The following is a 13,555-nucleotide window of genomic DNA, read 5'->3' on the forward strand; positions in this document are numbered from 1 at the left end:
TGTCTGAGCTTGTAGTCGGTGTCGCCCCGTCCGGGCCTGTCAGCTGAGCGCTCGTTGAGAGCGCCGCAGATGTCGCCGTTGGGACATGTCGCACCTGTGCCAACGGAATCGAGTGACAGCGATGTGATCGCCGCCTGATTCTGGCGAACGAATGAACATCGCATCACGTGTGAGGGAAGGCATGGGAGTGAGAAGACGGATCCGCCTGGCGGCAGCGGCATCAGTGGGCCTGGCGCTGATCACCGGATCGGTGTCCCCGGTGATCGCCGGCGCCACGGAACCGGCGGCGGGGTCAGTCACCACGACGACGTCCGCCGACACGGCTACCGTGCGCCTGATCACGGGTGACAAGGTGATCCTCACCAGAGTCCCGGGCAGCGGACGGCAGACAGCGAGTGTCGAACCGGGCCCTGGGCGGCAGGGCATCGTATTCCGCACGGTGGAGCAGGACGGTCATCTGACCGTCCTGCCTTCCGACGCAGCGGAATTGGTGTCGGCGGGACGGATCGACCGTACCTTGTTCGACGTGACGGCCATCGTGGCCCAGCACTACGACCAGGCACACGCCGATGCTCTGCCCCTGATCGTGAGCAGCTCCGCCGGCGCCGAGAGGCCGTCAGCCCGGGACCTCGCCGCTTTCACCGACGACGGCTCCCCGGTCCGCGAGCTGGAAAGCATCGATGCCCGAGCGGTACGGGTCGGGCAAGAGCATCTCGGCGAGTTCTGGAATCGGTTCGCCCCGGACGGCGACGAGGTGACGGCCAGCGAGGTCGCCGCCTCCCCGCGGTTGTGGCTCGACGGACGGGTGCGACCGGTCCTGGACCGCAGCACGCGGCAGATCGGCGCTCAAGCCGCCTGGGAGGGCGGTTACCGGGGCGAAGGCGTGAAGGTCGCGGTCCTGGACACCGGAGTGGACGCCTCGCACCCGGATCTCGTCGGCCGCATCACACAGGCCAAGGACTTCTCCGGCAGTTCAGGAACGGGGGACGCTTTCGGCCACGGCACCCACGTCGCCTCCATTGTCGGGGGCAGCGGAGCGGCGTCCGGCGGCAGCCGTAAAGGAGTCGCCCCGGCCGCCGACCTCCTCATCGGCAAGGTGCTCGGCGACGACGGCTACGGCTCCGAGTCCCAGGTGATCGCCGGCATGGAGTGGGCGGCCTCGGAAGGTGCCGAGGTCGTCAACATGAGCCTTGGTTCGGACCAGATCACGGACGGCACCGATCCGATGAGTCTCGCGCTGAACGAGTTGAGCCGCATCACGGGCACGCTGTTCGTCGTGGCCGCCGGCAACTCCGGCGAGCAGGGAGCACGAACGGTCGGCTCGCCCGGCGCAGCGGACGCGGCCCTCACCGTGGGTGCCGTCGACCGGGACGACTCGCCGGCGGCGTTCTCCAGTCGTGGCCCACGACTCGGGGACGACGCGGTCAAGCCCGACGTGACCGCGCCTGGCGTGGGCATCGTCGCCGCGCGGGCGGCCGGCACGACGATGGGTGATCCCGTCGATGAGGAGTACGTCGCGGCGTCCGGCACCTCGATGGCGACACCGCACGTCGCGGGCGCCGCCGCGCTGCTCTCCCAGCGCCACCCTGACTGGAGCGGCCCCACGCTCAAGAACGCCCTCATCAGCTCGGCCGACAGGATCAGCGGGCAGAAGACCACCGAACAGGGAGGCGGGCGCATCGACGTCGCCGCCGCCCTGGGCCCGGTGTCCGCCACGGGGACGGTCGCCCTCGGACCCTTCGAGGCCGGTGCCACCGTGCCGCAGACCGCCCGGGTCGAGTACGCCAACAGCTCCGCCGAAGACGTCACACTGACGCTCGCTCCGGACTGGTCGGCGTCGGACGGCCGCCCTGTTCCGGCCGACGCCGTCCGGCTTGGCTCCGCGACCGTTCGTGTACCGGCTGGCGCGAGGGTCGAGGTGCCGCTGACGGTCGCCCCGGCGCGGGTGCCCCAGGGTAAGTACTACGGATACGTCGTGGGCACCAGTGCGGACGGATCGGTAGCGGTACATACGACACTCAGCCTGGTCGTGCACGGCCCCATCCACAAAGTCACGGTCAAGACCTACGACAAGGACGGCAAACGCGTCCAGGCGCTGCCGTCGATCTGGGGAACCGAGGGCTTCGTCACCTACACGGATCCCACCACTGCCGTCACAGAGGTCGAAGAGGGCGTCTACTCGGTCTCGCACACCTCGCTCGACACCGCCAGTGACGGCGAGGAGCTGCGCGAGGTGATCCTCCCCGAGGTGTCCGTCACCAAGGACACAGTCATCACGCTGGACGACCGGGACACCCGCAAGGTCGACATCCGAACCCCAAAGCCGGCCGAACAGCGCGGCGTGCTCAGCTACCAGACGTACCGAGAACTCGACGGACGCAGTGCCCTGCAAGGCACGATGTACTTCGACAACGCCAAACGCCTCTACGTCAGCCCGACTTCGAAGGTCGAGCACGGCACCTTCGAGTTCTCCTCGCGCTGGCAGCTGGTCGCGCCACTCCTTGACGTGACCGTGCCCGGCTCCGGCGAGAAGCTGGACGCCTACTACATGCCCGCGTCTCCGCTGCTGGACGAAGGCGGGACCGCCCTCAAGGCCGTCGCCGCCGGAGACGTTGGCGCACCCCGTCTGTCCCACGCCCGGGGAAAGGTGGCGCTCCTCACCAACCACGAGGGCGTCGACGTCGTGCCGGCGATCGAGCGGGCCGCGAAGGCCGGCGCCCGGGCCGTCGTCCTGGTGCACAGTGAGGACAACGCGTGGACGCGCTGGACGCCGGACGGGGAGCGCTGGGCCCTGCCTGCGATCCGCATCGGCACCCAGGCGGGCAACGACCTGCTGGCCCGCATCGCCCACCGCACCACGGAGCTCAAGTTCGCGGGCACGGCCCGCAGCCCCTACCTCTACGACGTCATGCAGGTGTCCAAGCAACGCATTCCCGCTCAGGTCCGCTACGACGTCTCCGCCGAGAACAGCGCAATCGTCCGGACCGCTTATGCAGACAACGGCGGCCCCGGCTGGGCGGTCGAGCAGCGCTTCGGCTGGCGACCGTCCCAGAGCACCGCGTGGCTTCAGTACACCCGTTACGTGCCGACCAACTTCCATCGCACCGAGTACGTCAGTGCCGGAGACACGACGTGGCAGCACCTTGTCCACCACCGCTTGGTGTACGACGTCGACCTTCCCCTGGCTCACGGCATGCGGGACACACCTCGGGACTACCGGCCCGGCACCCGTACGCAGGAAACATGGCAGGGCGCGGTGGTCCGGCCATCGATTCCCGCGGGCACCACGACCCCGACCGTCCGGGAGGGCGACGTCCTGCGGCTGCGCATCCCGGAGTTCACCGATTCCCAGGCGGGTCACTGGTCACGCCTGGTAGCTCCCGACGGCGGAGGGGTCGGCACTTCCGCCGCGCAGGAGTCCGGGGACGCCGTCAGGGCCACGCTGTACCGGAACGGCAAGAGGACCGATGATCTCACCGACGCCTGGCAGGACGTGGAAGTACCGGCCGGCTCCGCGGAATACCGGCTCGATCTGACGACGCGACGCGAAGCCGTGGACTGGCGATACGCCACGGCCACCGAAACCTCCTGGTCCTTCCGGTCCGCCGGCACGGACACTCCATCCAGTCTCGATCTGCTGCAGCTCGACTACGAGGTCCCGGTGACGGCAGACAACTCGATCCGGACGGGCGGGAAGTACGGCTTCGTCGTCACGGTCCGCGCCCAGGACGGATTGCCGGCCCCCCGCGGCGTCAGGACCCGCATAGAGACGTCGTACGACGACGGCAGGACATGGCAGCCCGCGGGTGTCCGGAACGGCGGTCACAACAACTTCCGGGCCACCGTCCCCCGGCCGTCGGCAGCTCACGACAACACCGCGGTAAGCGTGCGGGTCACCGCCGAGGACGTGGCCGGTAACTCGGTACGTCAGACGGTCCAGCGGGCGTTTCTCCACCTCAGGTAGCCCGGTTCTCACGGGAGGGCGGGCGGATGAGCGGCCCCGGGGCCGCTCATCCGCCCGCCCTCCCTCATTTCCCCGGCGGACGGCTTTTAAAATGGAGATGTGCGGGCGGTAGGGGGGGGTTGCGCGGGGTGCCCCCCCCGGCGGGGGGCGGGTTCTCGGGTCCTCGCCGGGGACCCGGGGGGGTTACCCCCCGGGGGGGGGGGGGGGTGGTGCGGGGGGGGGGGGGGGGGGGGGGCCGGGGGCCCCCCCCCCCCCCCCGCCCTCCCTCATTTCCCTGCAGTACGCTTTTCAACTGTCTGATGTGCTGCAGTTCGGGGAGGTAGCCGAGGTGTTGGAAGCGGTGGGAGTCCCGGAGCCGGCGGAATCCGTCTACCGGCTCCTCGTCGTCTCCGGCCGCGCCACCGCCGGGGATCTCGCCCGCCGCACCGTGATGGACCTCACCGCGGCCGAGCAAACCCTCGGCCTGCTCGCCTCTCTGGGCCTGGTCAGTCACACCGACGGCGAACCCCGCGTCTACCGAGCCGTCCCCCCTGATGTCGCGCTGCTGCCCCGGATCAAGAGCAGCACCGACGCGCTGGACCAGGCGCGCGCGGAGGCGGCCAGACTGATCGAGTCCCACCAGGACACGGCCCGACGCCAGCACGCCGGCCAACTCCTGGAGGTCATCACGGGAGCCGAGGCCTTGCGCCAGCACCTACGGCAGATACAGACCTCCGCGCGCGAGGAGATGCTGTGGTTCTGCAAGGCCCAGTACGTGGCCATGCCGTCCGGCAGCAACGCGGAGGAATTCGCTGCTCTGGAACGCGGCGTCGAGTACCGCGTGCTGTACGAGAAGGCATTCTTCGAGGACGAGGGCGCTGTGGACAACGTGGTGGCCGGCGTGCGCGCCGGCGAGATCGCCCGAGCCGCCCCCCACCTGCCACTGCGCCTGGCGATCGCGGACCGCTCGGTCGCGATCTTCCCGCTGGTCCCCGGCGGCCCCGGGGGAAGCCCCGACGAACCGACCACCGCTCTGGTGAGGGACAGCAATCTGCTCAGCGCCCTGCTCGCCCTTTTCGAACGCTACTGGGAAGATGCTGTGCCGCTGAACGTCGACAGCACGGCGATCAGCGGCCTCGACGGCGCAGCCGAATTCCCCTCCCTCTCGGCCACCGACCGGAAGCTGCTCTCCCTGCTGGTCGCCGGCGTCGCCGACAAAGCGATCGCTTCCCAAATGGGACTCAGCAGACGCACGGTACAGCGGCACATTCAACGCTTGATGGAGCGCGCCGGGGCGGGCACGCGCATGCAACTCGCGTGGCAGGCAGCACGTCGAGGATGGCTGTGACTCCACTCCGGGCAGGTGTCCGGTCGGACGAGCCGCGGGAGAGTCCAGCCCCAGGGGCTGCGTGGCCGGTGGTGGGTGGTCGCCCACGGAGGATGGACGACTACGCCTTGCAGCGCCCGACTCGGGGTCCAAAAAGTCACCTACTGTGAACGGGCAGCCGGGCACCACCGTGGGGCACGAAGATCTCCGTGTGGCAGGCACTGCAGAGCTGCACACGGAGATCTCCGCTTCCGATCAAAGCCCGCGTCGACAACTCACGCGATCAATGCGGATGCCCTGTCCCGCCGCCGCGCTGTGATTGCCGACCGTTGGCGAGAGCCCTTCGTTCCCGAGGACGGAGCGCGCATCACCCCTGCATTCGGTCGAACATGGTGGCGGGGCGAGCTGGTCAGCCGGTAGCTCGCGCAGCTGCTACGACCGTGTCCGTGACCGTGTCCGGATGGGTGAGCAGGGACAGGTGACCGGCCGGCACCTTGACGATGTGAGAGCCGGCTCGCTTGGCCATGGCGAGCTGTTCGGCGGGGGGGATGACATGGTCCTGGGTACCGACAACGGCCCAGGAAGGCAGCGTCTTCCACGCCGGAACACCAGAGGGTTCAGAGCCTGCACTCACGGCGAACGGACGCTGGCCGGCCGCAAGGAGACTCGCTTGAGCGCTGGGGACCCCATTGGCGAAGCAATTGTCGAACCCCTGGTAGACACCGTTGGGCGCGGTCTTGAGATAGGCGTCGGCATCACCGGAGGCGGCACCGGGATAGGGGACCAGATTGAGGAACGCCGAGGGGTCGACGCTGACGCAGGACCCGGGCTCGGCGGCGTTGATCTGGAACACGGTCTCGTTCTGGGCGGGAATGTAGGCGTCGTCGTAGACCAGTGCCTTGACGTTGGGCAGCGAGGTGGCGGCGTTGGTGATGACCATGCCGCCGTAAGAGTGGCCGACCAGGACGACCGGTCCGGGGATGGTGGCCACGAAGTCGGCGATGGTCTCCGCGTCGGAGGCGACGCCACGCAGAGGGTTCGGCGGCGCGTAGACGGTGTAGCCGGCGTGCTGGAGACGGGACATGACCGGGTTCCAGCTGGAGGCGTCGGCCCAGGCGCCATGTACCAGCACGATCGTCGGCTTGGCCACGGAACTGTACTGGGTGGCATCGGCCTCTACAGGGGTACGCGGCGCGGCGGTGGTGGGAGCGGCGAACGCGAGCGATCCGGCCGCTACAGCGGTGAACGCCGCAGCGAGGACGCGTCGAGAAAGACGAGGCATGGTGTGTCTCCTGCAGAAGGGTGGTGTATGCGAGTGGATGCTCGCGGAATCAGGGCGTGTGGTCGGTGCGACGAGCCGGTGCCGGACGCTGAGGCCTGGGTGACCTTCAGGGCAGAACGCAACACGGTGCGGTGCTTGGACGGGCAGTTGCGGGATGGCCCGGGTGTGAGGCGGATGGGCTGTGCAACCGGCGGTGGCCTGAGCTTCAGACTCAAGAATGGGCCACCTCGAAGAGGTGCTTCTCACTTGTGTCTCCCGCGTATTCCTGGGCGTTCCGTCGACTCCTGAACGCTAGAACGCAACAAAGCAGACGAATAGCTCAATCGTGCACAGGCTTTTGCTCAGTGGGGAACAACGCGACGTCCACGGAGGCAGACGACGAGACTGATGGTGCTGTGACTGCGCACATTGCCCCAGCCGGAGGGGCACCCACGCTGTAAGGGAAATGCGGCCATCGGATGGTGACGAGCATCAAATGACCGTCCGCCGAGATGCCGACCGGGTGGAGACGTAGGCCGTGCCGATGACAGCGATTTTAAGCGTGATCTGACCGTATCGACACAGCTCAGAAGTGCTACTCGTTTCACGCCGTTGCTACCAGAGGGGCGCCAGAAAGGGGTGCCAGGGCGGGCCGCGAGTACATGCGGCAACTGATTGTTCGCCGGGCCACCTTCGGGAGCAGCGTGCCGGCACTGGCCTGCAGCTCATGTTGTTTCGCACAAGCGCGTGCGATACAGGTGCTGAAAGGCGGGCATGCACCAGCCCTGCGGGCGTGGCATTCGCCGAGATCCTCACTCGTGGAGCGACGTGAGCACACCACGGGACAAGGACACCCGCCCGGGTGGGATGCCACAGCTGACGCCATGACAGATTCACGGGGCTCTCGATGCAGCCGAAATCGAATGCCGTCCATCGCCAAGGCCATCCTTACTCTGGAAAGGCAGCTCTGAAAGGGCTCACTGAGTCGGGCGGCTGAAGGTGGACAGCGCCACGGCAGCTGCGCCCACAGGGCAAGCGGTCACCGCGAACCATGCGCCTGGGTGGGTGCCAGCATCTGCGAAAGCGGCGACGAACAGCGATAGGGCCACTGAAATCTCACGCCCCCGCTTCAGACACACACCGGGTTCCCCGGACGCACTCCCATGGGCTTCGTCGTGCGCGGCGCTCTGTGCGCTTTGCGGACAGAGCGAGTGCGCGCGCAGAACATGTCCGGTGGCGCCACGGTTTTAGCGTGTAGGGACAGCACAACGCACACCGACAGCAGCAGGAGATACACATGTCCGACATCATCGAGCCGGTTCCGCCGGTGCTGGAAACCGCCGCCCAGGCGTTTGCCGAGGCTACCGCCAACCCGCCGTATCTCTTCGACCTCGGCCCGGTCGACGGACGCAAGGCCGTCGACGAGGTGCAGTCCGGGGACATCGCCAAGCCGGACATCGACGAGGAGTGGATCACCGTCTCGGGCGGTCCCACCGGCAGCGTCCGGGCCCGGATCGTCAAGCCGGCCGGCACCGAGGGCACCCTGCCGGTGATCCTCTACATCCACGGCGCCGGCTGGGTGTTCGGCAACGCCCACACCCACGACCGCCTCGTACGCGAGCTCGCCGTCGGCGCTCGCGCAGCGGTTGTCTTCCCCGAGTACGACCTCTCGCCCGAGGCACGCTACCCCGTCGCCATCGAGCAGAACTACACCGTCGCCCGGTGGATCGTCGAGCAGGGCGCCGCCAAGGGCCTGGATGCCGCACGCCTCGCCGTGGTGGGCGACTCGGTCGGCGGTAACATGGCGGCCGCCCTTACCCTGATGGCCAAGCAGCGCGGCGACCTGCCCCTGGTCCAGCAGGTGCTGTTCTATCCCGTCACCGATGCGAACTTCGACACCGGCTCCTACCACCAGTTCGCGACCGGCTACTTCCTGCGCCGCGACGGCATGCAGTGGTTCTGGGACCAGTACACGACCGACGAGGCCGAACGCGCCCAGATCACCGCTTCCCCGCTGCGCGCCACCACCGAGCAGCTCACCGGACTGCCCGCGGCCCTGGTCATCACCGGTGAGGCCGACGTCCTGCGCGACGAGGGCGAGGCCTACGCCAACAAGCTCCGCGAAGCCGGCGTCCCGGTGACCGCCGTCCGCCTCCAGGGCATCATCCACGACTTCGTGATGCTCAATACCCTGCGCGAGACCCACGCCGCCCAGGCCGCCATCACCCTTGCCGTCGCCACTCTGCGCACGGCCCTCCAGACCAACTGACTCGAGAGACTTCACACGCCGTCATAGCCACCCGGCTGGAGGAGACCGCGGAGCGGATCCACGAGGCGACCCGTGCGACGAGCTGACGACCAGCCGCGCGGACACTCTCTCCACACAGCGTCCGCGTGTCCCCTCAGGGGCCGCGCTCCAGGGTCGAGGACTCCCGAAGTGCCGGGCTCGACACCTCACCGAGACGGTTCACTGCTGTTCAAATGGTCGTCGTGATAACCCGGTTCAAGGGATGCGATGGACGTCAAGATCGGAAGATCCAGACGCCGGCAACAATGAGGCATGTCGAATCGTCGGCATCAATCCGAAGGCTGGGCACCAATAGCGTGTCGGTTGTAGTACCGATCGCAAAACAGAAGACGGCACCACCGGCTCGCGCCGTGGCGCCGTCTTCTTGTGCGTCTAGGTACTGCACAAGGAAAACCAGATCTGCAACGCTGACCGGCTGCCGGAGAAGGCGAAGATCGGGCAGCAGCCCCTCGGCCGCTAGGCAGGAGAACCACCCCAACCGGGGCGTCAGCACTCGCGGTCAGAGCACCTACCGTCTCCGTTCTGCCCGAGCCCGACGAACGTCCGGCGGCCTCGGCCCAAGCCCTGAAAGATCGCTCGGTACGCCAAGCTGGCGAAACCTCACCCAAGACCACAGGATGAGCGTGGAAATGGCGCTTCCCGGACTCAAAGGTCCAGTCGGCATGCCTTTACGCACAAGCCCTCATCGACAAGGGTGTCGCCGTCCTCGAAGTCCTCGACGGCAACTTCCTGCCTCGTCCGCGAAAAGCTCGGTCGTGCCGCCTGATCTGCAATGCCGACCCGTACACCTCCTCTCCACTCGTGCGAAGGGTTCCTGATGACGGGGCACGGGCCTGCCTACGCTTCTGCGGCACTCGCCCCTCCTTGGTCCGCGGTGGCTGTGACCACGGGGCCCGCCGATGCGTCAAAGGCGTGTGTCACCTCTGGGTACGTGCCCGATACCAGGAGTCGGCGGACACGCTTTTCGATGTGGCCGTCGGTTGCTGTGAGACGGACGTGATGCTGAGCCAGGTGCTGCGGCGGCTTGCCCCAGCTGATTGCGTTCGACCAGTTCCGGTGGCCAGCGCGATGTCGCGGTGCCGCGGGCCACGCGGTTTCAGGCGTTCGCTCGGGCGGGCAGGTGCCATCAGACGGACCAGGAGCAGCACGGCGATCGGGATCTGCAGCGCCCAGAGCGTGGTGCGGAACGGCCCAGGGATTCAACTCCCTTGTGCCGGTATTTCGCCTCGCTGCTTCTCATGCCTTATATCTGCGATAATCCGCCGATACTCGTCGACATTTTCCCCGTGCGGACACGGGAGAGAAACTGCAGCGGGAGCCCTCCGTCCTCTATCTGCTGCTCGGGCCGTGGCGGGGATCTTGTCAACGCGCCACGTCATGGATAGGACTGTCCGCGTGGATGATCACCGGAATCCACGCGTCCTGCCGCGACAGCCGATGGGGAGCATTTGATGAGCGACGCGCAGAGCACAGGGCAGACCCCGGGACAGCACGGAGGATTGAGCCGACGCCGCGTCCTGGGCGGTGCGGCCGGGCTGGCCGTCGTCGCGGCGGGGCTGCCGGCCGGCAGCGCGTCCGCGGCGTCGGACACGGCCCGCTGGCGACGACACTCCGCGCGTGTGACGATCACCCGCGACGACTGGGGCGTCCCGCACGTGGTCGGCGAGAGTGACGCCGACGCGGTGTTCGGGATGATGTACAGCCAGGCCGAGGACGACTTCAACCGGGTCGAGACCAATTACCTGACAGCCCTCGGCCGGCTCGCCGAGGCCGAGGGCGAGAGCGCGATATGGCAGGACCTGCGCCAGCGGCTCTATCTCGACCACGAGGAGCTGAAGAAGGACTACGCCAGGTCCCCCGCCTGGCTGCGCACCTTGATGCAGGCCTGGGCGGACGGCCTCAACTACTACCTCGCCACCCACCCCGACGTACGCCCGCGCGCACTCGGCCGCTTCGAGCCGTGGATGCCGCTGAGCTTCTCGGAGGGCAGCATCGGCGGCGACATCGAGTCGATCCCGCTCAGCCGGCTCGAAGCCTTCTACGCCAAGCGCGAAGTGCCGATGACCGACGACGAGATCGGCCTGACGTTTCGCGAGCCGACCGGATCGAACGGCATGGCCATCGCGCCGAGCCACACCCGCGACGGCCACGCCCTGCTCCTCATCAACCCCCACACCAGCTTCTTCTTCCGCGCCGAGCAGCACGTGACGAGCAAACGGGGACTCGACGTCTACGGGGCCGCCACCTGGGGCCAGTTCTTCATCTACCAGGGCTTCAACGCCGACACCGGCTGGATGCACACGACGGCCGGGGTCGACAACATCGACAACTTCGCCGAGACGATCGTGAGCGGCCCGGACGGGGAGGACGGGGAGTACTTCTACCGTTACGGCGACGAGCTGCGCCCCGTCACCACGAGGACGGTCAAGCTGTCCTGCCGCACCGAGGACGGCGGCCAGGAGGAACGGAGCTTCACCACCTTCGCCACCCACCACGGCCCGGTCGTCCGCGAGGAGGACGGCAAGTGGATCGCCTGCGCGCTGATGAACAAGCCCGTCGACGCGCTCAAGCAGAGCTTCCTGCGCACCACGACGAAGAACTACGAGGAGTACATCCGGGTCGCGGAACTCAAGGCGAACAGCTCCAACAACACCCTCTTCGCGGATTCCAGGGGTGACATCGCCTTTCTGATGCCGCAGTTCATGCCGAAGCGCGACGACCGCTTCGACTATCTCAAGAACGTCGACGGCAGCGACCCCGCCACCGACTGGAACGGACTGCACAGCCTGGCGAGCATGCCGCAGGCCGTGAATCCCAAGAACGGCTGGACCTTCAACACCAACAACTGGCCCTGGACCGCGGCCGGTGACGAGAGCCCCGACGCCGCCGACTACCCGCGCTACTTCGACAAGGCCGGCGAAAATCCGCGCGGGCCGCAGGCGATCCGAGTCCTCACCGCGCGCAAGGACTTCACTCCGCGGACGCTGATCGAGGCCGCCTTCGACCCGTACCTCACGGCCTTCGCCCGGTTGCTCCCCGGCCTCGTCGCCGCGTGGGACGGGCTTCCCCGTGGCAACGGGCAGAGGAAGCGGCTCTCCGGCCCGATCGCCCTGCTGCGCGACTGGGACTGTCGCTGGTCGGCGCAGTCGACGGCCATGTCGGTGGCCGTGTTCTGGGGTGAGGACCTGTGGGCGATGACCGCGCAAGCGGCCGCGGACGCCGGACTCTCGGGGTGGGACTACATGGCCGACCGCGCCACCGATGCCGAGCGCATCGAGGCGCTCGGCACGGCGGTGGCGCGGCTGGAGCGGGACTTCGGCGGCTGGGACGTGGAGTGGGGCGAGATCAACCGCTACCAGCGCAACGACGGCGCGATCGTCCAGGAGTTCGACGACGACAAGCCGAGCATTCCGGTCCCCTTCGCTTCCTCGCGCTGGGGTTCGCTCGCGTCGTTCGGTGCGAAGGCCTACCCGGGTACGAAGCGCTACTACGGCACCAGCGGCAACTCCTTCGTCGCGGTGGTGGAGTTCGGGCCGCGGCTGCGCGCCTGGGCGGTCACGGCGGGCGGCGTGAGCGGCCACCCCGGCTCCCCGCACTTCGACGACCAGGCCGAACGCTACGCAGGCGGCGACCTGCGGCGCGTCTACTTCTACCCCGACGAGCTGGAGGGGCACGTGGAGCGGAGGTACCGGCCCGGCGAGTGAGAGCCCGCCGACCGGGACGGCCCGGCCCGGCCCAGAGAGCTGTCCCCCTCAGCCCGTGGCCAGCTCGTAGGCGTAGTCCGGGGTGAACGAGCCGGCCGACCCCTTGCAGCCGTCGGACTCCCCCGGCAGCTTCACCCAGAGGTACCCGTCGAGGACGGGCGTACGGCCGGCGACTGCCGCCGCGGCCGTCACGTCCCGGACCTGGCCGGTCACGGCGCCCGGTGTTCGTCCGTTCCGATGAAGTCTCCGGCCCGTCGGCGCCGTGGCGAGCCTATGGCTGGGACGCTGCCCGCATGGACCGGATCGAGCAGTTCGCAATCCCGGCCGGCGCGGCCGGCGCGGTGACCGATGTCGACGCGGTGATCGAGCGGATGCGTGCGTTCCGCTCCGACTGGCCACCCGAGGACGGTGTGGCGGTCTTCAACCAGGTCTATCTGACGGTCACGGAGGCGGTCGGCCGGCACATCACGGACGGCGCGTTCAAGGACCGGGAGGCCGTGTCCGCACTGGACGTGCGGTTCGCCGAGCACTATCTGACGGCGGTCGACACAGCCGTCTCGGGCGACCGTCCGCCCGAGTGCTGGCGCCCGCTGTTCCAGTACCGCCGCCATCCGGGCGTACGTCCGCTGCAGTTCGCGCTCGCGGGTATCAACGCGCACATCGGGCACGACCTCGCCCTGGCCGTCGTGGACACCTGCCGTACGCTCGACTGCGCTCCGCCGGACCTCAAGGAGGAGTTCGACCGGGTGGGCGATCTCCTCGTGTTGCTGGAGGAGCAGATCCGCGAGGATCTGATGCCCGGTCCCGATCTGCTGCAGGTCGCCGATCCCCTCATCCATCTCGCGGGGACCTGGAGTCTGGAGCGGGCCCGCGAGGCGTCCTGGTCGGCGGCCCGGATGCTGTGGCAGCTGCGTGGAGTGCCGCCTCTGGCCGAGGAGTTCAGGGCACGGATGGATGCCGGAGCCGGCCTGGTGGGGCGCTTCCTGCTCACTCCGTGCCGCTGAGGCGGCGA

The 13,555-nt window shown here is 68.3% G+C and carries 6 protein-coding genes and 1 pseudogene; 5 read left to right on the plus strand and 2 right to left on the minus strand.

Going from position 1 to position 13,555, the window contains the following annotated elements; genetic code table 11:
* Positions 1-181: 181 nt before the first annotated feature.
* Positions 182-3,964 (plus strand): S8 family serine peptidase, encoded by a 3,783-nt coding sequence (locus ACIBCU_RS26855; RefSeq protein ID WP_399234597.1) that lies wholly within the window; start codon positions 182-184, stop codon positions 3,962-3,964.
* 301 nt (positions 3,965-4,265) lie between these two features.
* Positions 4,266-5,291 carry a helix-turn-helix domain-containing protein gene (locus tag ACIBCU_RS26860; RefSeq protein ID WP_399234599.1) on the plus strand — a complete coding sequence of 342 codons (1,026 nt, stop codon included), beginning with the start codon at positions 4,266-4,268 and terminating at the stop codon, positions 5,289-5,291.
* Between the two features lie 388 nt (positions 5,292-5,679).
* Here ACIBCU_RS26860 and ACIBCU_RS26865 read toward each other — a convergent pair whose 3' ends face one another.
* Positions 5,680-6,552: an alpha/beta hydrolase gene (locus ACIBCU_RS26865; protein WP_362929493.1), complete on the minus strand. Its 873-nt coding sequence runs from the start codon at positions 6,550-6,552 to the stop codon at positions 5,680-5,682.
* Positions 6,553-7,828: 1,276 nt separating this feature from the next.
* On the opposite strand from ACIBCU_RS26865, the gene ACIBCU_RS26870 reads away from it, so the two are divergent.
* On the plus strand, positions 7,829-8,800 hold the full coding sequence (locus ACIBCU_RS26870; protein WP_362929491.1) for an alpha/beta hydrolase: 972 nt from the start codon (positions 7,829-7,831) through the stop codon (positions 8,798-8,800).
* Positions 8,801-10,290: 1,490 nt separating this feature from the next.
* On the plus strand, positions 10,291-12,543 hold the full coding sequence (locus ACIBCU_RS26875) for a penicillin acylase family protein (protein WP_399234602.1): 2,253 nt from the start codon (positions 10,291-10,293) through the stop codon (positions 12,541-12,543).
* Between the two features lie 48 nt (positions 12,544-12,591).
* Here ACIBCU_RS26875 and ACIBCU_RS26880 read toward each other — a convergent pair.
* Positions 12,592-12,801: pseudogene (locus ACIBCU_RS26880) on the minus strand (hypothetical protein); the annotation flags it as partial.
* A gap of 35 nt (positions 12,802-12,836) precedes the next feature.
* Between ACIBCU_RS26880 and ACIBCU_RS26885 the strand changes: the two are divergent.
* Positions 12,837-13,547 carry a DUF5995 family protein gene (locus ACIBCU_RS26885; RefSeq protein WP_362929487.1) on the plus strand — a complete coding sequence of 237 codons (711 nt, stop codon included), beginning with the start codon at positions 12,837-12,839 and terminating at the stop codon, positions 13,545-13,547.
* The last annotated feature ends 8 nt before the right edge of the window (positions 13,548-13,555 follow it).

Source organism: Streptomyces sp. NPDC051064, assembly GCF_044455985.1.
Lineage (GTDB): Bacteria > Actinomycetota > Actinomycetes > Streptomycetales > Streptomycetaceae > Streptomyces.